26 protein-coding genes are annotated in these 25,480 nt (G+C 47.0%); 11 read left to right on the forward strand and 15 right to left on the reverse strand.

Translation table 11 applies throughout. The features are described from left to right. Positions 1-27: 27 nt before the first annotated feature. The 6 genes from B9N89_RS10995 to B9N89_RS11020 all read right to left on the reverse strand — a co-directional run bounded on the left by B9N89_RS10995 (position 28) and on the right by B9N89_RS11020 (position 6,464). Positions 28-1,791: an ABC transporter ATP-binding protein gene (locus B9N89_RS10995; RefSeq protein WP_132318481.1), complete on the reverse strand. Its 1,764-nt coding sequence runs from the start codon at positions 1,789-1,791 to the stop codon at positions 28-30. Next, on the reverse strand, positions 1,781-3,502 hold the full coding sequence (locus tag B9N89_RS11000) for an ABC transporter ATP-binding protein (RefSeq protein WP_159455302.1): 1,722 nt from the start codon (positions 3,500-3,502) through the stop codon (positions 1,781-1,783). Before B9N89_RS11000 ends, B9N89_RS10995 begins: the two co-directional genes overlap by 11 nt. Then, on the reverse strand, positions 3,496-4,224 hold the full coding sequence (locus B9N89_RS11005; protein ID WP_132318477.1) for an ABC transporter ATP-binding protein: 729 nt from the start codon (positions 4,222-4,224) through the stop codon (positions 3,496-3,498). The genes B9N89_RS11000 and B9N89_RS11005 overlap by 7 nt, the downstream gene beginning before the upstream one ends. An 11-nt stretch (positions 4,225-4,235) precedes the next feature. After that, positions 4,236-5,360, reverse strand: a complete 1,125-nt coding sequence (locus B9N89_RS11010) for a hypothetical protein (RefSeq protein ID WP_132318475.1) — start codon at positions 5,358-5,360, stop codon at positions 4,236-4,238. A 216-nt stretch (positions 5,361-5,576) separates the two neighbouring features. Next, the gene (locus tag B9N89_RS31320; protein ID WP_159455303.1) at positions 5,577-5,990 is read right to left on the reverse strand and encodes a histidine biosynthesis protein HisIE; all 414 of its coding nucleotides are present in this window, start codon (positions 5,988-5,990) and stop codon (positions 5,577-5,579) included. Between the two features lie 147 nt (positions 5,991-6,137). Beyond that, positions 6,138-6,464 carry a PilZ domain-containing protein gene (locus B9N89_RS11020; protein WP_159455304.1) on the reverse strand — a complete coding sequence of 109 codons (327 nt, stop codon included), beginning with the start codon at positions 6,462-6,464 and terminating at the stop codon, positions 6,138-6,140. Positions 6,465-6,720: 256 nt separating this feature from the next. On the opposite strand from B9N89_RS11020, the gene B9N89_RS11025 reads away from it, so the two are divergent. The 3 genes from B9N89_RS11025 to B9N89_RS11035 all read left to right on the forward strand — a co-directional run bounded on the left by B9N89_RS11025 (position 6,721) and on the right by B9N89_RS11035 (position 10,381). After that, entirely contained in the window at positions 6,721-7,629 is a 909-nt protein-coding gene (locus B9N89_RS11025) for an ImmA/IrrE family metallo-endopeptidase (RefSeq protein WP_132318469.1), read from the forward strand. Between the two features lie 155 nt (positions 7,630-7,784). Next, positions 7,785-9,686, forward strand: coding sequence for an acetoacetate--CoA ligase (locus B9N89_RS11030; protein WP_234996093.1), 1,902 nt, complete (start codon positions 7,785-7,787; stop codon positions 9,684-9,686). A gap of 182 nt (positions 9,687-9,868) precedes the next feature. After that, the gene (locus B9N89_RS11035) at positions 9,869-10,381 is read left to right on the forward strand and encodes an HU family DNA-binding protein (RefSeq protein WP_132318465.1); all 513 of its coding nucleotides are present in this window, start codon (positions 9,869-9,871) and stop codon (positions 10,379-10,381) included. On the opposite strand, the gene folK is transcribed toward B9N89_RS11035, so the two are convergent. Beyond that, positions 10,378-10,911 carry a 2-amino-4-hydroxy-6-hydroxymethyldihydropteridine diphosphokinase gene (gene folK / locus B9N89_RS11040; RefSeq protein WP_159455305.1) on the reverse strand — a complete coding sequence of 178 codons (534 nt, stop codon included), beginning with the start codon at positions 10,909-10,911 and terminating at the stop codon, positions 10,378-10,380. The genes B9N89_RS11035 and folK overlap by 4 nt on opposite strands. A gap of 112 nt (positions 10,912-11,023) precedes the next feature. On the opposite strand from folK, the gene B9N89_RS11045 reads away from it, so the two are divergent. The 5 genes from B9N89_RS11045 to B9N89_RS11065 all read left to right on the forward strand — a co-directional run bounded on the left by B9N89_RS11045 (position 11,024) and on the right by B9N89_RS11065 (position 17,120). Continuing rightward, positions 11,024-11,875 carry an HAD-IIA family hydrolase gene (locus B9N89_RS11045; protein WP_132318461.1) on the forward strand — a complete coding sequence of 284 codons (852 nt, stop codon included), beginning with the start codon at positions 11,024-11,026 and terminating at the stop codon, positions 11,873-11,875. Between the two features lies 1 nt (position 11,876). Then, positions 11,877-12,866, forward strand: coding sequence for a 4-hydroxythreonine-4-phosphate dehydrogenase PdxA (pdxA, locus tag B9N89_RS11050; protein WP_132318459.1), 990 nt, complete (start codon positions 11,877-11,879; stop codon positions 12,864-12,866). Beyond that, a complete protein-coding gene (locus B9N89_RS11055) occupies positions 12,838-15,300 on the forward strand; it encodes an AAA family ATPase (protein ID WP_132318457.1) in 2,463 nt (820 codons plus the stop codon). The genes pdxA and B9N89_RS11055 overlap by 29 nt, the downstream gene beginning before the upstream one ends. Positions 15,301-15,458: 158 nt before the next feature. Beyond that, positions 15,459-16,310: a DUF4360 domain-containing protein gene (locus tag B9N89_RS11060; RefSeq protein ID WP_132318455.1), complete on the forward strand. Its 852-nt coding sequence runs from the start codon at positions 15,459-15,461 to the stop codon at positions 16,308-16,310. 210 nt (positions 16,311-16,520) lie between these two features. After that, positions 16,521-17,120, forward strand: a complete 600-nt coding sequence (locus tag B9N89_RS11065) for a hypothetical protein (protein ID WP_132318453.1) — start codon at positions 16,521-16,523, stop codon at positions 17,118-17,120. Positions 17,121-17,143: 23 nt separating this feature from the next. Here the strand turns inward: B9N89_RS11065 and B9N89_RS11070 are convergent, their stop codons facing one another. From B9N89_RS11070 to B9N89_RS11095, 6 genes are read right to left on the reverse strand one after another with little or no spacing between them, the layout of a single operon-like run. Beyond that, on the reverse strand, positions 17,144-17,629 hold the full coding sequence (locus tag B9N89_RS11070) for a rhodanese-like domain-containing protein (protein ID WP_132318451.1): 486 nt from the start codon (positions 17,627-17,629) through the stop codon (positions 17,144-17,146). After that, positions 17,613-18,146, reverse strand: coding sequence for a gamma carbonic anhydrase family protein (locus B9N89_RS11075; RefSeq protein ID WP_200820697.1), 534 nt, complete (start codon positions 18,144-18,146; stop codon positions 17,613-17,615). The genes B9N89_RS11070 and B9N89_RS11075 overlap by 17 nt, the downstream gene beginning before the upstream one ends. 2 nt (positions 18,147-18,148) lie before the next feature. Continuing rightward, complete coding sequence (locus B9N89_RS11080) at positions 18,149-19,795, reverse strand: NAD(P)H-hydrate epimerase (protein WP_132318449.1); 1,647 nt, start codon at positions 19,793-19,795, stop codon at positions 18,149-18,151. After that, the gene (locus tag B9N89_RS11085) at positions 19,734-20,033 is read right to left on the reverse strand and encodes a hypothetical protein (RefSeq protein WP_132318447.1); all 300 of its coding nucleotides are present in this window, start codon (positions 20,031-20,033) and stop codon (positions 19,734-19,736) included. The genes B9N89_RS11080 and B9N89_RS11085 overlap by 62 nt, the downstream gene beginning before the upstream one ends. A 13-nt stretch (positions 20,034-20,046) precedes the next feature. Beyond that, positions 20,047-20,529 carry a hypothetical protein gene (locus tag B9N89_RS11090; protein WP_132318445.1) on the reverse strand — a complete coding sequence of 161 codons (483 nt, stop codon included), beginning with the start codon at positions 20,527-20,529 and terminating at the stop codon, positions 20,047-20,049. Between the two features lie 19 nt (positions 20,530-20,548). After that, the gene (locus tag B9N89_RS11095; RefSeq protein ID WP_159455306.1) at positions 20,549-22,213 is read right to left on the reverse strand and encodes a tetratricopeptide repeat protein; all 1,665 of its coding nucleotides are present in this window, start codon (positions 22,211-22,213) and stop codon (positions 20,549-20,551) included. 309 nt (positions 22,214-22,522) lie between these two features. Here B9N89_RS11095 and rpoZ point away from each other — a divergent pair, with 309 nt between their 5' ends. Continuing rightward, complete coding sequence (gene rpoZ, locus B9N89_RS11100; RefSeq protein WP_132318441.1) at positions 22,523-22,780, forward strand: DNA-directed RNA polymerase subunit omega; 258 nt, start codon at positions 22,523-22,525, stop codon at positions 22,778-22,780. A gap of 114 nt (positions 22,781-22,894) precedes the next feature. Here the strand turns inward: rpoZ and B9N89_RS11105 are convergent, their stop codons facing one another. Next, positions 22,895-23,254, reverse strand: a complete 360-nt coding sequence (locus B9N89_RS11105) for a hypothetical protein (protein ID WP_132318439.1) — start codon at positions 23,252-23,254, stop codon at positions 22,895-22,897. A gap of 206 nt (positions 23,255-23,460) precedes the next feature. Here B9N89_RS11105 and B9N89_RS11110 point away from each other — a divergent pair, with 206 nt between their 5' ends. Both B9N89_RS11110 and B9N89_RS11115 read left to right on the forward strand, forming a co-directional pair. After that, positions 23,461-23,832 carry a hypothetical protein gene (locus tag B9N89_RS11110; protein ID WP_132318437.1) on the forward strand — a complete coding sequence of 124 codons (372 nt, stop codon included), beginning with the start codon at positions 23,461-23,463 and terminating at the stop codon, positions 23,830-23,832. 11 nt (positions 23,833-23,843) lie between these two features. Further along, positions 23,844-24,239 (forward strand): hypothetical protein, encoded by a 396-nt coding sequence (locus tag B9N89_RS11115; protein ID WP_132318435.1) that lies wholly within the window; start codon positions 23,844-23,846, stop codon positions 24,237-24,239. A 6-nt stretch (positions 24,240-24,245) separates the two neighbouring features. Here the strand turns inward: B9N89_RS11115 and B9N89_RS11120 are convergent, their stop codons facing one another. Continuing rightward, complete coding sequence (locus B9N89_RS11120; RefSeq protein WP_132318433.1) at positions 24,246-25,466, reverse strand: tetratricopeptide repeat protein; 1,221 nt, start codon at positions 25,464-25,466, stop codon at positions 24,246-24,248. Positions 25,467-25,480 lie beyond the last annotated feature (14 nt).

A 25,480-nucleotide genomic window follows, 5' to 3' on the forward strand; every position in this document is an offset into this window, starting at 1 on the left:
ACGCAAGCTTGGCAACACCTCTCCCGTCTACCCCTCCAGGGCTTGATACAGTTGAAAGTACTGGCCCCCAGATTCCATCAGGCTTTCATGGTTACCCTTCTCCTGAATCTTACCTTGCCGTAATAGGATGATTTGATCGCAGCTTCTAATTGTCGACAATCGGTGGGCGATTACTATTACGGTGCGATCGTGAAGGATGCGATCAATTGCTGACTGAATCAACCTCTCAGATGCAGGGTCCACTGACGAAGTCGCCTCGTCTAAAATAATCAGCTTGGGGTCTTTGGCTAGGGCTCGGGCAAAGACAATCAATTGACGTTGACCTTGTGATAGGTTTACCCCTTCTTCGCTAATCTTGTAGTCGTAGTCATTCTCCAGTTGCTCGATAATGGGGTGAAGCCCGACCAATTTAGAAGCGTTTATGGCATCCTCTCGGCTGATGTTGGGGTGGCCTAGGGTGATGTTAAACAAGATGCTACCATCGAAAAGGACAATGTCCTGGGGCACCATAGCAATTTTTTTGCGAAGTTCATGGCCATCTAAGTCTCTTAAGTCCTGCCCGTCTAGGTGTATGCTGCCATCGAAGTCACCATATAGCTTGCTGAGTAATTTGATAATTGTTGACTTTCCAGAGCCGGTTCGTCCAACCAACGCCAAAGATTCTCCAGCTTTCAGTTCGAATGAAACAGCATCAAGTATGGGCTTGGAGCTTTCCAAATCATAGCGAAAGGAAACGTTTTTAGCTTGGATCGACCCTTCAATTTCTTTGGGTAGCTCGTCGCCTTCGACAAAGTCATTCGTGTCGATAATCTTAAAGATCCTATCCAAAGAAGTGAAAGCTCCTTGCAGCATCGCTATCTTGTTACCCAGTTGCTTTAGTGGTTCGAACAGCGTTTGAATATATTGGACAAAGGCAACCATAACCCCGACGGAAAGCCCGGAATCCTGACCATAGATCTGAGAGACTGCAAACCAAAGTATGATGCCGATAGTGATAGATGAAATGCCATCAAGAACTGCGAACAAGGATGCGTCGATCACAACTGACTTCATTTGAGCGTTGCGATAAGCAATGACCAAACCATCGAACTTTTTCTGAGCATGTTTTTCAGCCGCAAGTAGTTTGATTGTGGTACTTCCATAGAGGCATTCTTGGGTAAAGCCGTTGAGTGCTGCGATTTTGCTTCTCGCGGATAACATTGTTCGCTTAAGGAGTCGCGATGCTTGGGTGACTACCACAATGACTACCGGCATAATCAACAGGGCACATAGAGCTAGCTGCCAGTTAAGGATGAATAAGCCGATCAATGCGCCGAGTAGAACCGCAGCATCTACGATGGAGTTTAAGACGCCCTGGTTCAGAGATTCACTCAGGTTATCAAAGTCACTGGTCGCCCTTGTGACAAGAGCACCAGATAGGTTTCGATCGTGAAAGCTGGCCGAAAGCCTCATGATGTGACGAACAAGGTAAGATCGCATGTTACGGATCATACGGTGAACCGCGAGAGCGGTATACATGGTTTGGCCGGCTCGGGTAAAGTACTCGAAGACGATCAGCCCGAGTCCAAGGCCAGCCCCTAACCAGATATTACTTTCGTTTTTTGCGACGATGCCATTGTCGATCGTCCATTTTATCAGCAAGGGCATCGTCGATTGAGCAGCCGAGATCAAAGGAATCAGGCAGGCGGCAATGATAAGATAGCGTTTGTTTTCCCTTAAAAATGGCCAGAGTCGTTTAAGACCTTTGATATCATTGATAAGCTTTTGAAAGCTATTAGTTTTAGGATTCATGGGTATCCTCTTTTATGTGGGGATGCTTTGCGGCCAAGAAATCAAAGTCTCCTTGATCTATGATACGGCCACGATCAAGAAGTAAAACCCGATCACAGGAACGCAGGACACTGGTGCGATGAGAGGATATAATCATCGATTGTTTTTGGCGATCCAGATAGCTGATGAGTTGTGCCTCTGTATGGTTGTCAACTGCGGAGAGGACATCGTCCAGTAGCAGCAATGGAGGGTTTCTAAGGAAAAGCCTTGCCAATGCTAATCGCTGTTTTTGACCACCTGAAAGCCGCACGCCTTTCTCTCCAATCTGTGTCTCCCAAGCCCGGTCAAATTCAGTGATGTCTTCATAAATTTGGGCAGCTTGAGCGGCCCTTTGGAGTTCGTTCTGATCAGGAGCCTTTGCAATGCCAAACTTCAAGTTCTCTGAGATGGATGCTGAAAATAGTTGGGCACTTTGCAGGGCATAGGCGATATCCTGGCGCAGGTCTCGGGGTGATATGCCAACGACGTCGCGCCCCTTCCAAAAAATCGTTCCAGGGGGTGGGTCGTAGATTCTCGTGATCAAATTGAAGAGTGTGGACTTCCCTGATCCCACGGAGCCGCAAATCCCAATTTTCTCGCCATCTCGAACCTCTAGGTTGATATCTTCTAGAACAGCTCGCTCATTGCCCTCTTGTCTTGGGTAGCGGTAGCTTAAATCCTGAATTCTCAACAAAATGCTTTCATCGTGGGTTGATTGAGCTTCGCCAGCTGATTCTGAAGGTTCTTCATCAATAGGAGATAATCTTTCGATGGCTGTTTTCGATCTTTGATAAATAGATAGAACGATGCCAAGAGAGGTCAAAGGAAATGCCAAGTAGGCAAGATAAATGTTGAAGGCCAAAAGGTCGCCAACTGTGATTTCACCTTGAAAAACCTGCAAGCCACCATAGGCGATGACCATCATCTGAGATACCCCTGTCAGACTGGTGAGCAGGGGGAAGAATAGTGTTCGAAATGTCACCACGTTCATGTTTGTGGCGTAAACTTTTTCATTTTCTTCATCGACTCGATCTTGGAACGTTTGCTCAGCACCATTGCTTTGAATCACATGTACGTTGGTGAAAGCTTCGGTCACGCGATTGGTAAGGGAGCCGATAGCCTCTTGGTTTTCCCGTGAATAACGAGCCAACCGGGGCATGATAAATTGAGTGATGACCAGCATGAGCGCGATAGGAATCAAACACATCAAGGTGAGCTGGATATGGGCACCTAGCATCTTGAAAATGGTGAATACCGAGAGGAATGCTAGATTCAGGATTTGCAACACTGCAAATGCGAAAAAAACTCGAACCTGACTAAGGTCATTGGAAAGACGCGAGATGAGATCGCCCATCCCAAAACGCTCAAGGAAGAGTTGTGGTAAGGTCATGGCCTTGCCAAATAAGGCCGACTTAGATGTCGCTTCAAGCTTTCGTCCTGGCCAGAAAATTAATATTCGAGACAGGCTTCGAGCGAGAATCTGAAGTCCCCCCAGAAGTACAATAGCAACAGCAAACTGAATCAATTGATCTTGCGAACTACTGACATCATTGAGTCCGTTAACGATGCGTTTAGCAAGTTGGGGAATCTCAAGTGTAATCAGATTTGTTGCGGCTAAAAAAATTGTGCCTACTAAATACCACGGCCACAGATTCAATGCAAATCTTCGCGCAAAACTGGATAGGGTTAGCAAGATGGTGCTCCTTGCTCGAAAAACAGGTCTTCGATCATTTGAATTTTCTGCAAGTAGTCTTGCTGCTTCCATCCATCCAGAGGCGTGAGTTGGCCTTGTCTTAGGACTACTAGATCGTCACAAAGTCTTGCAGTATATGGTGCAATATGGGTGCAAAGAAAGGTTGCTTTGCCTTGCTCTTTACGTTGCTGAATCAAGTTCTGAAGGGCTCGAATGTGATACAGATCTAAGCCTGAAAATGGTTCGTCGAGTATCAAGAGGTCTGGCTCATGGAGCGTTGCCAGCCCAAGGGCGACTCTCTTCTTCATTCCATGAGAACAGGCGGCTAGAGGCTTGTGAGAGAATGAAAGGCAGTCCCAGTATTCCAGTGTTTGATGGCAGAGGGCTTCCGGGTTTTCTAGGCCATACAGGCTGATGCTGTAAGATAGAATTTCTTTTCCAGAAACCCACTTTGGTAGTTCGAGATTTTGCGGTAGGTAACCAACGTGGCGTTTTAGCTCAAATTTATCTGGAGCCATCTTCTGATTATTAAGTTGTATGTCCCCTTCGTCGGACTTTATGTTGCCTGTGATGAGCTGGAAAAGTGTGGTCTTCCCAGCACCATTCTCGCCCATAATACCTATACACTGGCCTTTATTGAGATGGAATTGGATGGGACCAAGGGTAAATTTGCTACTAGGGTAAGTGAGTTTAACATGATCCAGTTGGAGTAGACTTGTCATCGAGAGCCCTCTTACGATTGGTAAAATCCATTTCTTTGATACTGGTTGCTGTAGTAAATAGCGATGGGTACCAGCAATAAGCTAAGCCAATGAGCGAATACCGCAGTGCCTAGAAATAGGCTTACGATGAAGCTGGTAATAAATTGAATTCCAGGGCGTTTCGGGTCTACCTGGAACATAAGCGAGGTGAAGAGGAGCGGGGGAATGCAGCCTACAGCGAGTAGTTTCCATGTTTCAAGGACTAGAATGCCGTTTGCTGTCCAAAGAGACCAAGCAACGGTATTTAAGAGTCCGACTGTGATTCCAAATAATGCTCCGATTATAAAGTAGGCTCTGGTATAGTCCTCGTGAGATATTCCACAATGTCGCTCTAGCCAAGGGTGTTCCATATCGTCCTGAAGCTGAAAAATCATCGCTCCGCAAGCGAGGTAGCCAGACATAAGGGTGCTAAGAACTGCTAGTGAAAACGGTGCACTTTTCCAGGACACGTAGGCAGTTAAAGCGAGAAACAGCGCGCTTGCCCCAAGAGCAATGCGTGTCACACGGTTGCGAAAAAAAATTTGGTGGAGTCGCCAAGAGATGAGGCTTCTCATTCTTGAATCTGCAGAAAATCGGATGGAGCGGTACGTTTTCTCGTGGGCTCTCGGTGACGGCAGTGCAAACCCAAGGAGGCTGATAAAGCTTGTCGAGACCAAGCAGATCGCTAATTCTATAGGCGATGGCCTATAAATGTAGCGAAGCACGATTACCGTAACCAATGATAAGAGTGAAGCTTGGACAAACAGGGTCTTGATGATAATGTAAGCCCGGATGGTTTGAGGGTTCTCACCTAATCGACGGGTCGTCTTTTCCAAACTCTCTTCGTGATGAGCCCAAGATCTGAATGTTTTCATCATATATAACGAGGCAATGCAAAAAAGGAAGTATGAGAAGGCCGCGGCAAACCCAGCCTGGCTAGCGGGAGCGGTGGCTGCAAGCTTTACATTGATAAAGTCTTGAAATATATAGAGGAATAGCAATATGAGAACCAGAGAACAGACACCAATGACGATCTCACGAATCAGATCGTAGCGAATCTTATTCATAAGGGATCGGATAAAGATGACAGATAGTGTCACACTTCGATGCAAGTTCATAAGAACTCCTTAACCAGGTCAGCTTTCTGCTCTGAACAAATCGCGTCTTGCCGAGTGAGCAACTCAAAGATGGCGCTTGCTCATCCTAGCTGAATTCTTGGATAGATAAAATAGGGGAATGGAGCCCTGCTGCTGGAGGCTCTGGTAAAGATGGCCGAATGGCCCAAAAGTGGGGGACAAGGTGGGTATCTGACCCACCATTCCGGGAATGTTCCCCTAGGCAGAGGCGCTAGCCTTACGTCGCGTGGTCTTTCTTTTAGTCGTAGCACGCTTAGCAGCTTTTTTCTTTGCTACTTTTTTGCGAGTCGTTTTCTTCTTTGCGACTTTTTTCTTAGTAGCCTTCTTCTTTGCAACTTTTTTCTTAGTTGTTTTTTTCTTAGCTACCTTCTTTTTCGCGACTTTTTTCTTAGTAGCTTTCTTTCTTGCAACTTTCTTCTTAGTTGCTTTTTTCTTGGCTACCTTCTTTTTCGCAGTCGACTTGCGAGTGGCTTTTTTCTTGGCGGTGGTTTTTTTCGCCGCCTTCTTACGAGTGGCTTTTTTCTTAGCAGTGGTTTTCTTCGCGACTTTTTTCTTTGTCGTCTTCTTTTTTGCGGCAGCTCTCTTAGCTGTTTTCTTCTTAGTTGCTTTCAAGGTTGTCTCCTAACGTTTTCGATCTCTTACTAGTTGCGCAGCAGCGTAATACTAGTGTTACCCAAAAAAATTTTTTTATTCAATCTTTTCCATGAAATTTTTTTTTAAAATGAGCAACTTGTTCAATCGAAAGGTAGGAATTGAGGGTTACTTTAAGCAACCCGCGGACTCAAAAATTGTTTCTAAATTACTTCCATCGCGGACTCGTAACCCATATCGGTAAAGGTTGTTCTTACCGAAGTCTCGTTTTCCCCAAGAAACTTCTAGCTCGATGTGTTGGTTGTGAGTCTTGAGAAATAGAATGTGACCCAAATCCAAAATTAGATCGGTAACAATCCCTAGGCCCTCCGGTGAGATGTCTACGGGTCGGGCGTTGACCTTATCTCCCTGTTGGTTCAATAAAGACCCTGGGAGCAAACCTGTGAGTGCTCGTCTCTGCTTTCGCCTTTTTTCAAGAACAAGGGGACTCCCCATCATTGGCCTCCAAAACCAAAATCTGAGTGTGATTCTTGGTTGAGGCAATCGGAATTCCTTTCAAAACGTTGAGTAATACTGATTTACTCATTGTTTTCAACACTCTAGCGTGTCCTTGGAAATATATGTCAGGGCTTGGCGGGACAAATTTCAAAGTGTGATTAGTCTGCTTGGTAATAGTTGGGGTAGAATTTAAGTAAGAATTCTGTTTCGCAATCGAGTCACCAATGATGGTAGAAGCTAGGAGGGAGGCACCATGATCGCGATATTTCCCGAGATCGCATCAGCAGCTGGCGACAAGCAAATCGAGACAGCGAGCTATTTGGTGCGCAAGTACTTTGGATTGAAACAAGCGTTTAGCCCGACTTTGGATGTTACTGGTCTATGCCGAGCGATTGGCATTCCAGTCGATACTTCCAGTTTTAGTGATTTTGGCGCTCTCGCTGTGAAGGACGAGAAGGGGAGGTTTTCCGCAAAGATCGTCATCAAGAGTTTGGCTAATCCTCTGGAGCAAAACTTTCTGATCGCCCACCTTCTGGGGCATTTCTTTCTTCATGTGCAACCTTATTTAGTTCGCGGTGAATGGCAGAACACTGGCTTCAAGGAAATCTATAATCCTGCACTGAGGTTTCAACAATCCAACTACGATGGCATATTAGAGCCTATGAGATCGATGGAAATCGAAGCGGATCACTTTGCATCGGCAATGCTGTTGCCAAAAGCCATGCTTAAGAAGGCTCTCCAAAAACTCAAGACCATCGATGCCATGGCCCAATTTTTTAATATGAATGGGGCGTTGATCGAAAGGCGACTGGAGTCTTCCGGACTTGTTAGCGAAACCGCGCCTCGTGACTTTAGAAATGCTGAACGGTCCATTCGTGATCAGCAGAGCAGTAAGTCAATGAACTCCCTTGAAATAGCTGCTCCGGATCCTGTGAACGCTTCTCAGAAATCACCCCAAAGTCGCTCCTCAGAGGGGAATTCTGCGGAGCGAGTTAGCCGAACAATGGCCGTGCATGGATATAAAAGGGGTGGCAAAAAAGAAGGAAAGTCACCGAAAGCAATTAGTCAAGGAGAGGGCGACGCGAGTCCTATTGAGGAAAGTTTGAAAATGTTTCGAAAGCTTGCACATCGGCTGGACTCAACTGTTAAATCGGACGACTAGAACTCGACATTCCTTTTGCAAATTCCTCTCAAAATAGCTAGAAATGACCCGGCAATACGCATATTGAATGTCAAACTGGTATGACCGGGGGCACCGTGGCAAACGACAACGGCATCGTTTGGATGCCAAGCGAATCGCGACAAGCAAGCTCGCAGATGGCAAGCTTTAAAGATTATGTGAATGAGGCAGAAGGTATAAACCTTAAGACCTACTGGGACTTGCATCGATGGTCTATTGATGAGTCTGAAGCCTTCTGGCAGCATCTGAGTAATTTTTCCAGAGTCACGTGGCAAAGCCCTTACAAGCGGGCCCTGACTCCAGCACCTGATGGCAATATGTTAGGGGTTAAGTGGTTTGATGGAGGGATGTTAAACTTTGCTGAAAATCTCTTGTCAGGTATGACCTCTAATACCAAGTTAATTTCCGTCGCTGAGGGTACTGAAGATCGGATCTGCTCGAAGGCGGATCTTATAGAAAAGGTGAGAATCTGTGCAGCCCACCTTCGTGAGCAAGGTGTCGGTATCGGCGATCGAGTGGCTGGTGTTCTTCCGAATAGTGACATTGCGATCGTTGGAATGCTAGCGACAGCATCTATTGGAGCGATATGGTCCTCCTGCTCTCCCGACTTTGGGGTTCAAGGAATTGTCGACCGCTTTGCGCAGATTGAGCCAAAGGTTCTTTTTGTTACCGCCTCATATAAATACGGTGGGAAGCTGGTAAATTGTGTGGCAAACGTCGAAGCGTCTCTTGAACAGCTTCCAACAGTGAAGTCAGTTCTGATTGATCCGGGACCTGAAGGATCTGTCTTACAGAAAGCAAGTAAGGCATGGTTATCCTTCGACGATTTGATGGCTCAGGATTATAAGGACGAGCTAATATTTGAACCCATGCCATTTGATGCTCCTCTTTATATTATGTTTTCATCAGGGACCACTGGTGTTCCGAAGTGTATTGTCCACAGTATTGGGGGAACCCTAATCCAGCACAAGAAGGAATTGAGTCTTCATTCCAATCTCAGAGAGGGATCAACCCTTCTTTACTTTACGACCTGTGGCTGGATGATGTGGAACTGGATGGCATCGGCTCTTTCCGTGGGTAGCAACCTTGTCCTATTCGATGGTAGCCCTGCATATCCAGAGGTGTCTCGATTGTGGGAAGTTCTTGCAAAGTACCGCGTGGACACCTTTGGAACGAGTCCTAAGTTTCTTGCAGCCACTGAAAAATCGAGTTTTGTTCCGCACGATAAGTTAGACCTATCCAGCCTGACCTGTCTGCTCTCCACAGGTGCCCCATTGCTTCCTGAGCAATTCGATTGGATTTTAAGCGCCGTTGGAGATGTTCATATAGCTTCTATCAGCGGTGGCACCGATATTATTTCCTGTTTTATGTTAGGCTGTCCCCTACTCCCCGTTTATCGCGGTGAAATCCAAGTTCCTGGGCTTGGAATGGCTGTTGAATGTTGGGTTGATGGTAAGTCTACTACTGGTCAGAAAGGGGAGCTTGTTTGCACGAAACCCTTTCCATCGATGCCGGTAGGCTTTTGGAACGATCCTGACCAAGTGAAGTATCGTGATGCTTACTTTGAGTTCTACCCTGATCAGGAAGTATGGCGTCATGGTGATTACATTGCTGTGAGTGATCATGGGGGGATTACGGTGTTCGGGCGATCAGATGCCACGCTTAATCCTGGAGGCGTTCGAATAGGAACTGCTGAAATCTATCGGGTTGTTGAAAACCTTCCGTTTGTAGAGGATTCCATTGCAGTTGGTCGTCAGTGTGACGGCGACGTGGAAATCATCTTATTTGTGAAGGCTAAACTCGACCAACTGGGTGAGGAAGAGATTCAGAATATCCGGCAGCTGGTAAGATCGAAACTTACCCCAAGACATGTACCACGACACGTATTTGCGGTTCGAGAGATTCCCTATACGAGAAGTGGAAAAAAGCTAGAAATAGCAGTCACGCGGGTCATACATGGCGAAGATGTTCCCAATCAAGGTGCTATTGCGAATCCTTCGTCCCTCTTAGAATACAAGCAAATCGCCAATAGTCTTTGAGATCAAAATCTCCCCTCCTGGTGAGGCAGGATTTCATCGGTATATTGATTCTTTTTCGAAACTTGAGGTTCAGTTCATGGACCTCATTTTTTTGTCCTCCTATCTTGATTTTTAGACTTAGCATAACGTAATTTATAGGATATAAAGCTTGAAGTTTTCATCTATGAAGGAGGTCTAAAATCATGGCCAAGAAGAAAGCAACGAAAAAAAAAGTTAGTAAGAAGACGGCAAAGAAAAAAGTAGCGAAGAAAAAAGTCGCCAAAAAGAAAGCAACAAAGAAAAAAGTGGCTAAGAAGACAAGTACGAAGAAAAAAGTTGCGAAGAAAGCAACAACCCGTAAAACAACAGCTCGCGCAGCTGCTACCACCGCGGTTGGCAAAGCCTTTGATAAGGTTTCTAAGGCTAGAACCAAGAGTCAGATTTTGACAGCCATTTCTGACAAGACAGGGCTTTCAAAAAAGGACGTAGGGGGTGTTTTCGAGACCTTGGGAGATTTGATCGGTTTCGATCTTAACAAAGGTCCAGGCTCATTTACCGTACCTGGTCTCATGAAGGTAGTTGTTGTTAGGAAGCCAGCGACAAAGGCTCGCAAAGGTATCAACCCTTTCACTGGACAGGAAATGATGTTTAAGGCTAAGCCTGCTCGTAATGTTGTGAAAGTTCGGCCTCTGAAGGGCTTGAAAGAAAAAGTCTAAGCCTTCCCACGCTGCGACAGACGCGTCTTCGCGTTTTTCGCAGAACTCTCCTTTTTGAGTAAGTTATCCTTGGGACATGAATCAGCCAAGCTCTTAAGATTTGTATTTTGGTAAGTCCAGTCACCAGCAATTTCCGCACAGGGAACCAGCACGAAGTCTCGCTCAGCCATGTAGGGATGGGGTACATTCAGGTGTTCTGTTGCGGACACTACTGCTTGGTTCTTTTCATCCAAGATCAAGATAATATCAAGATCTAAGGTTCTATTATCCCACCTCTTAAGGCGAACACGTCCAGCCTTGGCCTCGATGGCTAGCAGAACTTCCATCATGAGCGCAGGCTCAAGGGTGCTGTCGAGAATTAGAGCGCCATTCAGAAAAGCTTGATTGGCTGGGCCAACCGGTTTGGTGTGATAGATCGAAGACAGGGAAATGAGTTGCCCATGTTCTTGCAAGTTCTGTAGTCCGCTCTCAATATGAGTTAGCCGAGGCTCGATGTTGGAGCCGAAGGCTATCAAATAGCGGTACAGCACAAAGCATCTCCTGATCATTCGTTGTTCTCCGTCCCAGATTGGAATACACTTCCCTTCGGCTGGAATCAATGAGAAAGACTCTGGCACCTGTTTGAAACATGAAGGATGAGGAATGCAAGAACTCAAGAGTATTTATGAAATCACCAAGAATTTTGATGGGTTTCTTTTTGATGCCTATGGCGTTTTGGTTGATGAGCAAGGGCTGCTAGAAGGGGCCACAGAGCTGCTTTCCCACCTTGAGAGCATCGGCAAACCGTTTTGGATGCTCACCAATGGTAGCTCCAAAACGGTCGCTGACACAGTCAAAAGATACAGGAACATGGGCTTACCCTTCTCTGTGGATAATGTTATCACCTCGGGAGCTTTGCTCTCTGATTGCTTGGATCAGCTGACAGAGCCTGGGCAGGCTATCGGTGTTCTGGGTACCGAAGGCTCTCATCAGCTAGTGCGTGATGCAGGCCGATGTCCGGTAGCTATTACGGAGTCAAAGGATTTTGATATTTTGGTGATAGCGAATCAGACCGACTACGACTTTGTTCCGGCTTTGGATGCCGCTCTCAGTTTAGCCATTGATCGCATCGATCGTGGTTTGAACTTTACGGTTGTTTTAACCAATCCTGACCTTTTCTACCCTAAGGGAGAAAATCGATTTGGAATCACAGCAGGCAGCGTCTCCTTGATTTTGGAAGAGTGCCTAAAGCTTCGCTATGGCTCACTGCCTCCAAATCGTATTATAAAGCTTGGTAAACCATTTCCCCCTATGTTTCGAGAAGCAGAACGCCGTGCTGGTAGCAAGCGGCTAGTGATGGTTGGTGATCAGATCTATACAGATATTAAGGGGGCGAATGACTATGGCTTTCAATCGGTTCTGGTAGCTACAGGCTTAACTGGTCGGGAGATGCTAGACAGCCTAGACGATTCTTTAAAACCAAGCTACTTCGTTAATCATCTGAAAGAGTCTTAAGATGTTGCTCGTTACATTGGGAGATCCCTACAGCATCAATATAGAAGCCCTTGGCGAGCTTTTGCCGCGGATACCAGATAAGGTGCCTGTGGTTCTTGTGGGCAGCTTTTCCCAATGGGAATATCAGTGCCAGCAGTTTCAAATATCACTTGCGGTAAAAATGATCCAATCTTGGAGTGATCTGACCGATAAGGGCATCCATTTCCTCAATGTGGGACCAGAACTGCCCCGAGTCAACCCTAGAGAATTAACGGACCAGCAGCGTGGAGGCGTAGCTGTTGCTGCCCTAGAAAGCTTGCGATCCTTTCCTAAGATGCAAAATACTGCTGTACTGACCTGCCCCATCGATAAGTATGCCTGCCAACAAGCTGGCTTCCGGTTCCCAGGGCAAACTGAATTTTTCGAAGATCTTGCTGGTGAAAGGGGTGTCATGATCCTCGCAGGACCCAGTCTAAGAGTAGCTTTAGTCACCAATCACCTTGCGCTTCGTGACGTAGCTCCTCATATCAATGAGTCTTTGATTGTCAAGAAGTTTGAGCTTTTTTCAAAGACCTTATCGAGAATTTTTAAAATCAAGTCTCCTCGGATTGCCGTTGTGGGGTTGAATCCACATTGTGGCGATCAAGGTATGTTTGGTGATGAAGACTACCGCGTCATCGCACCTGCCGTGTCGCGTCTGGAAAGTCATTCCGAGTACGAGCCTACGGGGCCAATACCCGCGGATACGGCTTTCTTTCATGGCTATCAGGGGCGTTTTGATGGAATTCTTGCGATGTATCATGATCAAGGCCTTGGGCCTTTGAAAACAGTGCATTTCTTTGATGCTGTGAATATCACAGGAGGCCTTGATTTTCTGAGAGTTTCTCCAGATCATGGTCCTGCAGCTGACAAATTTGGCCAGGGAACTGCGAATTGGGAAAGTTTTAGCGCAGCCTTGACCCATTGCCTTAGGTATCTTGGTTATGAGCCCAGTACACATAGAAGAGATTAAGATCACGCGAGCCAGTGAGCATAATCTTAAGAAACTTAACTTAAGCATTGCTCGTGGGCAGATTACGGTGATCACTGGAGTCAGTGGTTCGGGAAAAAGTAGTCTGGCTTTCGACACTATTCTAGCGGAGTCCAATCGGCGTTTTTTTTATACCCTATCTCATTATACAAGGCAGTTTCTAGATTTAGGGTCTCGCCCTGCTATTGGCAGTATTAGTGGCTTGTCTCCGGCGATTGCCTTGGCTCAAAACGAGACTCAACCTTCGGTAAGAGCGTCGGTAGGGTCACTAACTGACATTTCTGAATTGTTAGGGGTGCTTTTTGCTCGGTTTGGCGAAGCGCACTGTCCCAAACACGATCAACCAACAAGCGGGACAAGCCTGGAACAGATTGCCTCGCAGATCTTGGCACAACATGAGGGCAAGACGATCGGACTTTCCTCACCGTTTGTTGAACAAAAGAAGGGTAGTTTTAAGAAGCAGTTGCAGCAATTTTCGGCGAAAGGATATACACGGGCTTATATTGATGGCGAACTTGTATCGCTAAGCTCCACTCCTGAATTAGATCGAGAAAGCAAGCATGACATCAAGGTTATCGTCGACTATATTAAAGTCGCTAGCAGCAAACTCAAACGACTGCACAAATCTCTTGAAACGGTTATTCAAATGGGTGACGGCGTCGGAGAGTTATTTCTTTCTGATCAGACCGGTGCGGTCAAGTCTGATTTTTCGAAGTTCTCCACGAAAAACGGCTGCCCTAAGTGTGGATTCGCATGGCCTAAATTGGATTCTAGGTATTTTTCTGCCAACTCTTTAGGACGTTGTCAGGAATGTGATGGTCTCGGGTATCAAGAAACTGAGGATGAATTTGAAACCGTATCTTGTGCAGTTTGCCGTGGCACGGGACTACGTCGTGACCTAGAATCCATTCGATTCAAGGGAAAATCCCCGCTCGCGTTGCAACGGGAAACCATTCATCAACTATATCAATTTTTTGACCAGTGCTTGCAGGAATCAGGCATTGAAAATCCAGCATTTATGCGAATTGCAGAGGAGATTCGTGATCACCTCAATCGTTTGGATAGGGTTGGCCTTGGTTATCTGCATCTTGCTCGGCGGATTCGGAGCCTTTCTGGTGGAGAAGCCCAGAGGGTGAGGCTAGCAGGAGTTCTGGCTGAGAATTTGAGAGGTGTTCTCTATGTGTTGGACGAGCCAAGCCAAGGTTTGAGCGATAGCGAACTCAATCAGCTATGGGCTGCTATCGAAAAGCTGAAGAGCCAAGGCAATACAGTGATTATCGTCGATCACGACGAAACAATTATCCGTCGCGCTGATTGGATTATTGACTTGGGCCCTGAAGGAGGTGCTCGTGGTGGTCAGATCATGGCTAAGTTTAAACCCAGCAGCGCTAGCGACTTTCAAAATGATTCTCTGACAGCACGCTACCTAGTGCAAACTCAATCTCAAACCACAACATTAGAGAAGCCTAGAAAGACCGATGGCTGGCTCCGTGTGATCAAGCCTAGGGTTAACAATCTTCATCTAGATAAGGTCAATTTCCCTTTAGAGTCATTCACGGTTGTGAGTGGAGTCAGTGGTGCTGGCAAGAGCAGCTTGGTGATTGAGGCCCTCTATCATAATATCTATCGCTATCTTTCCGATCAGCCATTGCTAGCTTGCGAGGAGATCCAGGGTCTCGACCAGATTGAAGAAGTGATTTTAGTTGATCGGCGACCAATTGCAAAATCAAGTGTCAGCATGCCAGCGACTTACCTTGATGTATTTACCGATCTTCGCAAGTTTTATGGAAAGTTACCAGACGCACAGATCTATGGCTTGCAAATGCGGGACTTCTCCTTGTCCGTTGATGGTGGACGGTGCCCAGAGTGCAAAGGGCGCGGCGTTCTTTCGCTAAGCATGAAGTTTTTAGCTGATGCACGTGTGACTTGCCCCATTTGTCAGGGGCAACGCTACAAGCCTGAAGTCTTGCAGGTAGAATATCGTGGCCTCAACTTGTCACAGGTGCTCGACTTAACGATTGACGAAGCCATCGATCACTTTCAAACTTTTTCTCGCATTACCAAGAGGCTTAAACCTGCTCAGGAGCTTGGGCTTGGCTATCTGAAGTTGGGCCAACCAAGCAGTAGTTTGTCAGGAGGTGAATCCCAACGTCTCAAGCTTGTACCAATTCTGTTTAGAAATATGTCTCAGGGCTCAATTTTGATCATGGATGAACCTACCACCGGGTTGCATTTCAAGGACGTTGAACGGCTTCTCGTTCAGTGTCAAAAACTAACAGAGAAGGGTGTTACCTTGATCGTGATCGAACATAGTGCGGCTGTAAAATCCGCTGCCGACTGGCTTGTGGAGCTGGGCCCGGGGGCTGCAGCAGAAGGAGGCGGGTTAGTTTTCGAGGGTTATCGGCCATATAACTAATTGAAAATACGAGGTCTATCCGTCAAATTTTACCATATGTTCAAAAGTGCTTGCAATGTTGTGCAGTGGTGGCATAATGACCGCCACGAAACAAATTGACTTAGTAAATATAACTAAGAAGTTATTACTAGCACAAATAGAACAATGGAGACCTACGTATGCGTTTCATCCTAATCGCATGGGCTAGCAGTTTACTATTAGCAAGCTGTGGCACCAAGGATAGCAAAGACTCAAACCCACCCGTAAACCCTAACCAGTGTGGCTATAACTCCGATAACATCTGCTCAGACGACTGGTTCAACAATCGAGATGGCGATCCATTCGACCCTACCGATCCTGGTAACCAAAACCCATTTCCCCCTATCCCTGGTGAAGATGATGATGACGATCATGATGGTAAATACGGACCAAGCAAATCAACTCTTCGACTCGTTTCTGTAGAGTCCTTCGCTAATTTAAAGCGTCTAAGTAATGGTAATACGATGAACGATGGCCGTTGCCATGTTCGTGTTGATGTCAACGGTCGTGAAATCCGTGTTCGAGTCCAGCGAACTGAGATGAAAAACAAGCAAGTTGGCCTTGGTAAGTCTCGTTCATGTCTTGTTAACCTTGGCCTTCGCTATCGTCAAGGTTACAGCTTTTCAGTATCAAGAATCTATATGGATCTCCTCACTGATCTTGAGCGCAAGGCCAATGGTTTCTTTGCTCTTGATTACCGCGTGCAAAGCCGTGGCTCTGAGCTAGAATATCGCAAGGAAGTTTATGGTCCTGAGCGAACTCGTCACGATCTAAAGCTCACACCCAAGAAAAACCGTTGGTCGTCTTGCCAAGGACGTGAGAATCTTGGTCTTTCAACCTACTTTGAGACCAACTATAAAAACTATCCCCGTGGATCAGCAGAGTGGCAATCAGCTTTGCAAGAGAAAAATTATGGTAACAATCGCTTTGGCGACCTATACCTAGAAGAAGGCGAGTATCGTATCAAGCTTAAGTGGCAACGCTGTAGCTAGTCTTGGGGAGCGTAAGCTCCCTTTTTCATTGTTATTTCTTCCCAATCTAGAGTCCCTCCATACTGTCCATCGTGTAAGAATTCTAGACATCTGCTCCGGTCTTTGGCGCTTTTTTTGGGAATAGCTAAATGATTTTGTAGGTTTGGCTTGGCCTAGTCCTTGCTTAACATAGGACGGAATGCTGTTGTTGTGGATGTTGTTGAGGTTGTTATGCAGAAGAAGTTTTTCCAGAACCTAAGGGCTCTCGCTTATGGCTTGCCCACCTTACTTTATGTTTTCACTACTTGCCTTGCAGTGATTGTTTTGCTTGCGGCGAAACACGATTACGATGCACGCCAGGTGTTCGAGGGTCGATCTGCAGATATTCTTGTAGTTCCTCCTGAATCAGCACCTGAGCTTAGCCAAGAGAGCGTTGATATTGCTTTGGCTTTGTTCAATATTCAAATACCAGCGGGTACCAAACACCCGACTTTCGACCCTAATCTCCAAGATCGTGGCCTTACCACCCTTCGTGGATGGGGCAGCAAGCTTGAAGTAACTGTTGGTCCTGCGGCATTCGAAAGCTGGGGGCTTCTTGGGTCAACTCTTGCTCACGAACTTGAAGTACACTGCCGGCAAAGCTTCACTTTGATTCGAGCTTTAGACCTTCTAGGGCTTGACGGAACTTTGATGGCTGAGCGTGAAGCATACTTGCACGAGTTAAATAATGCGGGCCGCTTTCATCTTGGTCAGATCGAGCGTGAGAATATTCAAGCGACGATGGACTTTTACTATCCTGTTCAAGATGAAGATACTTTGAGCGCACGCTAAGACACTTTGAGAATATTGCATGGCTAAGCTCTTATGAAGTTAGCCATGCCTCCCTTCAGATACCGCGCTTGCGTCACACCCATCTCTCTAAGGTACAGACTCCCTGTAAACCCGTCGCGATCCTCGCTACCCAGTACCAGAACTGGCCCTTTCTTACTATCAGAGACTAAAGACTTCAAAAGGTCAACTGTCATTGGCACTAAGTTTTTTTCAGTATGTGGGAACTCCTGACGTCGGTTTTCCGTTCGGATATCAACCTTAAGATTTATTTGATCCCTTTGCCATTCATCAAGTGAACAGCTTGAATTTTGTACTAAGGAGAAAATCGAGCTAAGTCGATTTTCAAACTCAGGCCATGAAATCTGATAGGCTTCGGTAATATCAAAAAGTGTCATGTCATCAGCGAAGGGCTTCAATGAGCATGGAACTGCAAAGGCCTGCTCGATGATGTGCTCAAAGTGAGGTATGGAAACTGTAGAAACCAATGTCTCTTTACGAATGGGGAACATAATGGCTCTTATAATCCAGGTAGTAGTCCACTGATGTCTTCAAGAATTTTAGCTCATCGTCGGTCAAGGCTCTGACAGCCTTCCCTGGAGTGCCCTTTATTAGGGATTCAGGTGGATAACTCTTGCCAGGTGGAACCAGAGTTCCGGCGCCGATCAAACACCGTTCGCCAATCTTTGCGCCATCCATGATGATAGCGCCCATCCCGACCAGGCAGCCATTTCCGATTTCACAGCCATGGATCACAGCACCATGACCAATAGTTACATCATCACCAATAATCGATGCGTGCTTGCTGTTAGTTACGTGGATCACGGTACCATCCTGGACGTTACTTCGCTCACCGATTCGGATATAGTAACAATCACCCCGTGCTACGGTATTAAACCAAAAACTACTATCTCGACCGACTTCCAGGTCGCCAATGAGTTGCGCACCAGAGGCTGCAAACACCCCTTCGGCAAGCTTCGGTGTTTTACCCTTATAAGGTAGAAGATTAGATCCTGGCATCAGATACATGGCTAGCTCCTGAACGAAATATCCCAAGTGCCCAAGTTGCTGCAGATGTCTTCTGGAATAATCTCTTTCCCGGTATCCTGCAGCTTTTGACATGTGTAGTGCATGTGACATTGGGCTAATGGAGCAATAACCCATGAGGGCAGGCTTGTCAAAGCCAAGGCTGTGCAGATCCCTGCTAGCACGTCACCAGATCCCGCCTTGCCAAGGGAATTATTGGCCTGGCTATAACAAGGAAAGTGATGAGGCAGCTCCGGACTCACTATTACTGGGCTGGCGGATTTATAGAAAATCGAAACGCCCAGGTTGTTGCAGGTTTCTTGGAGTTGTTCAAAATCAGCCAATGTTTTAGGGGCATCTGGTGTAAGACCCATTTTGATCAACTCCCCAGGGTGGGGTGTGAGCAGAGTTTTTTCGGGAAGCAGCCGAGTTGGTTTGAGTCGTTCCCCAAGTTGATGAAGCGCTCCAGCGTCGAGAACTAAGGACAGACCTTGCCTTTGCAACCTTGCGAGAGTTTCAAGGTCGCCACTTTGAAACGGGCTCGTCACCATGCCTGGTCCAATCAGCAGGGCTTTCACCCGACGTTGCTCTACAAATTTTGAAATAGCTGCGATGTCGAGATGGTCACCCTTGAAAAAATTCTGGTGAGTTAGAGCTAGTGGGCTTCGGGCCATGACTGTTTCCACAGGGTGGGGAGTGGCCAAAGAAACCCAGCCAGCACCAGCCCTAGCTGCACTTACAGCTGCCATCATCGGAGCCCCGAACCCAAGTGAGCTGCCTCCGATCACGAGAACATGGCCGCGCTCGAACTTATGAGCATCAATTGCTAGCCCCCGCCAAGGGTTGATCCTAGCTAGTGCTTCAGGGGCAAGCTCCCATAGTTGGTGCTTGGTTTTGGCTAGGCTTTGGTCCACAGCTTCTTTAGAAAAGCCGATGTCGAACACTAGAGTCTCACCACAGTAACGAGCTGCAGGATAAATCCTGTGCGCAGCCTTGGAGGCGCCGAATGTTACGGTAATATCAGCCGGTAATGGGGGTGCTTCCCCTGACCAGCAATCGCCGTCCATACCTGAGGGCAGGTCGATAGAAATGACAGTTCCGTTGAGCTGGGATGCTTTTTGAAGGCAAGATTTATAAAGGCCCTCTCGTAGAGAGCCACGAATGCCAATTCCTAAAACCCCGTCCAAGATCAAAGGCTTTGATGGTAGGGGCAGGCCACTTTGAAAGTCATGGGGAGAGACTCGTCGGATATTAAGCTCGTCGAGGCTTTGACCTTGGGTCGATCGATCTGGAGTTTGATCTTTGAAATCGTTCAAAATATCGATTACCAGTACCGAGTACCCCCACAGGTGAAGGTAACGGCTGGCAACCAGAGCGTCACCACCATTGTTGCCGGGGCCAGCAAGAACTACGATCAGTTGTCCTGGCCGGCATCGAGCCGCGGCGACTACAGCGACCTTACGACCAGCACACTCCATAAGTGAAAGAGAGGGAATTTTAAATTCAGATATGCTCGCCCGGTCAACGTTTTTAGCGGAGGCGACCGACCAGATAGGCTTGCCGACGTGAGGCAGTTCGATGCTGTCCCTGTTATTTATCGACGCTGCCTCCAGCCTTCTCGATGACTTTGATGATTTTTTGTGTGACTTCACCTTTAAGAGCCTTATGAGCGAGAGCGATCTTCTCCTTGGTTAAGGTGAAGGTGCTGCCTTCAGATGCGGACTGGCGGCTAAAGTGTAGGGTTGACTTGCCAAGCTTAGATAGAGTGACGGTAAGGTCATCGCCGTTGATCTCAAAGCTCACAATCTTGCTGAGGGCTCGCTCACCCATAGCATCCTTTAGGTTATCGACGACTGTTTTCGTTTCCGATTCAGGAAAGGTAATTTTCACGTTTTAGCTCCCTTCAACGAGGCTTGATTTCGAAAGCGGTGCTGCATAGGTCATGGAGAAGTTGTTTGACAATCATCTCATGGGTCATGACGGACGAGGAATCCATAATCCAGGATAGTCCTCCTAGAGCATCCATCCTGGCTTCGAAGACGTGCACCCGTTCTCGGTGCTGCCTGAAACCTAAGGTGGATTCTAATATCGCTTCCATCTTTGCGCCAGACCTTTCTAGACGGATCTGTAGATTCTTGATCATTACCACGAAGCCCTTCATATGGTGCTCCTGATCGCAATAGATCGGCAACAGCTTGAGCCTTTTGGCCTGATCAACGTATTCATTGTAGGTATTCACCGATAAGACCAGATCTTGGTAAATCTCGTTGATCGTGCCAATTACAGCCATTTTATTGTGGGCTTTGATTTCATGGGGATTGTCTAGTTGCCATCGACCGTTTTGAAAACTTGAATGAGCCAGCGTTTTAATCCAAAAAAGATCCATCAAAAACTCCTTATCCTTCCTAGAAGCGATACTGAGCACGAAGTTTGGCGACGATCGCTGTCGTATAGGTGGCAAAGTTTTCGGTGATTGCCACTCTTGTTTCGTTCGAGTCGGGTTCGATGCTTTGCACTTTGCGGTCGTGGGTCACGACGCTTGCCTCAGCAGAAAGCCAGTCGGTAAAGACTCCTTTTAATACGAGCCCTCCACCGATGTTGTCCTGCTCAAAGCCAACCACTGGAATCGAGTTCAGGTTGTGAAGGCGGTTACCGCCAAGTTGTTCGTAGTGTCCCCGAGCGCCCATAGCCAACTTGGGAGTAAAGGAGTACATAACTTGACCGTATAAGCGGCCAAGCCAATCAGGGCCATCAGTGGTTGATTGGCTATAGCTGAATTGGGATAGCATTCCTACACCCTTGACGCTCACTTTCTCGCTAACCTTGGCTTCAATAGCGAGAAGCTCGTCGGTGCGCTCCATGTATTGTGCCTGGTCAACATTGACGTTCGTGTACCTTGCCCTTAAAAGCAGGGAGTAGTTTTGATTTTGCTGACCAAGCTGGAGGTATACGGAAGGAAGCGATGCTGATAACGAGCTGTCCCCATCGCTGACAAGGTGGATATAGCTGGCACCAAACCCTAGCCAGGAGTTGTTCCCGATGTTCCATTCCGGAGCGAGGTCGAGATGGGCTCTTGCGATGGTAGAAGCTTGGGTTCTGTTAATCAGAAGCGTTTCGATCTCATGGTCGTAGTCTTCAGTGATGGCAAGCGAGGATTCACTGGTACTCCCAGACTGCGCCCTAAGGCCAAGTGAAGTGTGAAAGTGACTTGGGTTTGGGGTCTCGCTACTACCCAAAGGGATGTCGTAACCTACTTGACCATCGACACCTAGCCATGTCTGGCTCGTGGATACGGATCGAACCCCAGAGAAGTCTTGCTCCTGAGAGTCGACATCAACGAAGCCACTCACCTGGTTATTAGCAATCAAAAAGCCGGGGCTGACATAAGAGGGGGGCTTGGGTGTCTTGGGGGAGATTGGGCCCGAAGGCTCAGGGGTGGGGGGCCTAGGGTTAGGGCCTGGGTTAGCTTCGTTCAAGTTCTTTCGTTGTTCGGCGAGCATCATGTCTTCAGCCTGCTTCTGGAGGGCTTTCTTGCTACGCATCAGTTTGGACGGGAGAACGACAGCCTGATCAAAAAAGCCAACCGCCTCCGGGTACTTTTTTAGGCGGAGAGCTGAAACTCCGCCGTAATAGCTAGCAAGATCGAGAAGAGGGTGGCCACTTGGCACCCGCTGAAAGGCTTCCAAGGCTCCCTCGTAGCGACGTCTTCGATAGAAGGTCTGGCCATATTCGAATGAGGTTTCTGGATCGAGGGTACTCAGATCCAGCTGTTTAAATAGTCTATAGGCTTGGCGGTGTCGCCCGAGCCGGTAAAGGCTCTTGGCAATGTAGATCCTCGATGGCTCGTGGCTTGGGTAAATCTTTAGAATTCTTGAGTAAACTGAAATCGCATCATCATACTTTCGCTGATCGTAGAGGCTTGTCGCTTTCTTGTAGAGTCGTAGCACTCCGCCGGGACGCTTGCGAGTTTTTTTCTGTGCCAAATCGAATGAGGCAGGCAGTTGGGCCTGATCCACGGCCAGCACAGGAGCGCAGAATAGGCATGCTGCGAGGGTCAGGGCAGTTCTCATTAGCGTCATCGTCGATAAACCTAGTCGGTAGAGTTGGCTTGTGACTTTTATTATACCATTTTGCTATGGTAGGTGCGAAGCTATGCCAATAAGGATGGGGTCTGATGGGAAAATCTAAGTTATTTTAGATGGTTCTGGAATTGATCCTCCAAAACCCCTGTGCTACACTAAAATCTAGTTTATCATGACATCTGCACCCAACTACTGGCATTCTTGATGATTCATTCTGAAAGTATAAATCTAGGATTGACTAGAGATTATAGCTTTATTAGAAGGATCTTTCCTATTTTCATATCAGGAGTCTAAAGTATGGCCCGCGTTTCAATTGAAGATTGTTTAGAGCACATCGAAAACCGCTTCGCATTGGTCTCTGTGGCATCGCACAGAACTCGCCAATTGATGGAAGGAAAGGCTCCTCTGGTTAAGACAAAAAATAAGGAAGCTGTCACGGCATTGCGTGAGATTGCCGAAGGGCTCGTTTTGGCATCTGCGGACTCTGAGACCCAAAAAGTTGCGCCTGAAATGCAGGCAAATCCTCTTGAGGCAGTTCTGTCGTCTGAAAGCTAGCGGCACAACAATACGTAACCCAAAATTCGATCATCTGAAGCCAGGGTTTTTCGGATTTTGAAGGGAAGGCTGTGTAACAGAAATGTTAGACGGCCTTTTGGCTTTTCTTAAAACTTAGCCTTCAGCTACGGCTGCACCAATGATGAACAAGCTGATCATCCGGTCCATCACTTCATCGCGGTTGAGCAGGCCTTTTCGAAACCAAGGCTGGCGTTGGATATCGGTCCATAAGCTGGCACCGATCACATCGGTGACGACCTCAGCAAGAGTGTCGCGGAAATCTAGATAGTCCCAAGCCATCTCATTATCCTGTTGCCGCGCGTTGAGATAGTGCTGTTGGAAAACATCGTAACTAAGCTGGCAGTGAGAATAGATAAAGCCACGAATATAATCGTCTAGAAAAGTCTTGTTCTTTTCCAGGAACAATTTTTTCCGCTGTTGTTTATATTCAGTTAGATCCACAATCCGTGACATAATTCACCTGACCATTAGTTGGGACTTCATCTCCCTAAATTCAAGATCGCTATCGGCTGATTTTCTCCTTTTCTTAAGGAATGAGTCTGGAGCTAGGCTGTGGATTCTGCCTATCTGCACTAGGAAAATAATGGTTATTTCAGCGGCTTGTGTCCGTTTCCAGCAGTGTTAGGATAAACGTAGAGTTATGGCAAGAGGAGGTCACGTTGCGATTTCAACCTGGAGACATGGTCTTTACAAGAGATGGTCGACCAGCGGTTGTAGTGGGTCGTAAAGATACTGGTCATGTCAAGCTTGAGCGTAAAGGAGAGGCCTTTGAAAAAACTCGGCACTTTGGCTTTGCTAACGGGCTCACGCCGAAGGTTCGAACAGAGTATGAAAAGGTCGTAAGAGAGGCAAGGCAAGAAGAAGCTCCAGAAAAAAGGGTCAGCAAGATTAAGGCCAAAGTTGATGAAATTGGTCTCGATCCTAAAAACTGGGTTCTTCGGCGGTATCTTGAAGGCGAGATGTCGTTCATCATGAATTCCGAGAATGTTCATCCCACAACGTTCGTGCTGGATGAAAAGACGATTCTTTAGAAGGGGGTAATATGGCTAGCATCGGAGATTTAGTTCCAAAGGCGGGCATCTATACCAACCCAGGTGTAGTGGTAGAAAAAAAGGAAGATGGAACGGTCGTTATCGATACCGAGCCGATGACGTTACACAAGTATCATCGCTACACAAACACAACGGGTTTAAGTGAAAAAGAAAAGAATACCTTCAATCAAATCCTCGATAGCATCTATCAAAATGAAGATGACGTTGAGAAGATCAATGGGATTCAAAAAAATATTGACCGGCTCAAAGTTGATCCGAGCAATTCAAAAATCGTTCAGTACTTGCGAAATCAGCAGTCTCACCTGATTCGGAAGGCCAAAGATCTGCCGAGAACCTACAATTGGGATGCGTCTGCTATTCGCGCCTTGCCTAAAGACAAGGTATAGCACTGGCTAAGCAGCCTCGGCAGGATCTCTTAGCTGGTTAAGGAGCTTTTGTGCCTTCTTGTAATTTGGTTCCTTGATCAATGCGAGTTGCAGAAATTGCTGGGCAGGCTTTGCTCGGCCCCATCGCGAGTAACAGAGGCCGATGTTGTAGAACAGCATGGGGCCTTTGTCTTGCTGGGGCAAGACGTAATGTGCCTTTGTATAATGTTCGAGAGCCTTCTCATATTGTGCTTCTCGCACCATTTTTATGCCTTTTTCATTCAGCTTGGATGCAATTTGGTAGGCAATGGATGACTGCGCTAGCAGTTGTCGACTCTCGTCAAGCTTGCCTTGCTCAAAGCGAATGGTCGCAAGGCCATTGAGAGCTCCTCCGCAGTAGCGGTCTTTGTTAAGTGCCGAACAAAAATAGTGCTCAGCTTTAACGTTGTCATTCATGGATAAGTGAATCTCGCCCATCCGCACCAGGCGAGCGACGTTATTTTTATTACGAGCCTGCATTTGCTTCAACATTCCAAGGGCTTTCTGATACTTGCCTTCATCACAGTACAATTCGACCATAGCTTCCCGTGAAGGGGAATAGTTGGGGTTGATATCGAGGGCTTTTTGCCAATGGCGGCTGGCATCAAGGCTCCGCCCCAGGCGATAGTGGTAGAGTCCTAATGCGTGAAAGTAACGCTCGGAGCTGTGCTGATCGAGTGATCCAACTCGATGGAGATAGCCCTCGACCTTTCTAATGTGATCGTCAGAGGTCTTTTGGTTCAGGGCTTTCAAGCTTAAAAATAGCTTGCGCCAGACTTTCTGGTGCTTACACGAGCTACTAGGGTCTCTAAAGAAGTATGCCTTCAAATCCTGGTATGAGTTGCGAATATCGAATTGATTATTTCGAAGAGTAACGACATTGTGGATTTTAAGCTCTTCCAGATAGACTCGGTCTTCTGGAGAAGGGTCGGAGCAGATCACAATCAGCCGGTCCTCTAGTTCAAACTTGGGAGACACAGCAAGAAGCTCTTCTACGATCGCGCCGCCGTGACGAAAGCGAGATTCCCAATGGATCAGGATCTTTGGGCTTTCCCCGATACGGGACCAGCTCTTTCGGACAGAAACATCAGATGATAGATGAATGTAAGGGATTTTATGGATGTCCAGGAAATGCGATGTGGTGTTCCAAACCCAGCTTGATTGATCGCAGATAAAAACGCATTCGTTAAACGCTTGAATCTTATTCATAAGGTTCCCTCTAG

It is taken from the genome of Pseudobacteriovorax antillogorgiicola (assembly GCF_900177345.1).
Lineage (GTDB): Bacteria > Bdellovibrionota_B > Oligoflexia > Oligoflexales > Oligoflexaceae > Pseudobacteriovorax > Pseudobacteriovorax antillogorgiicola.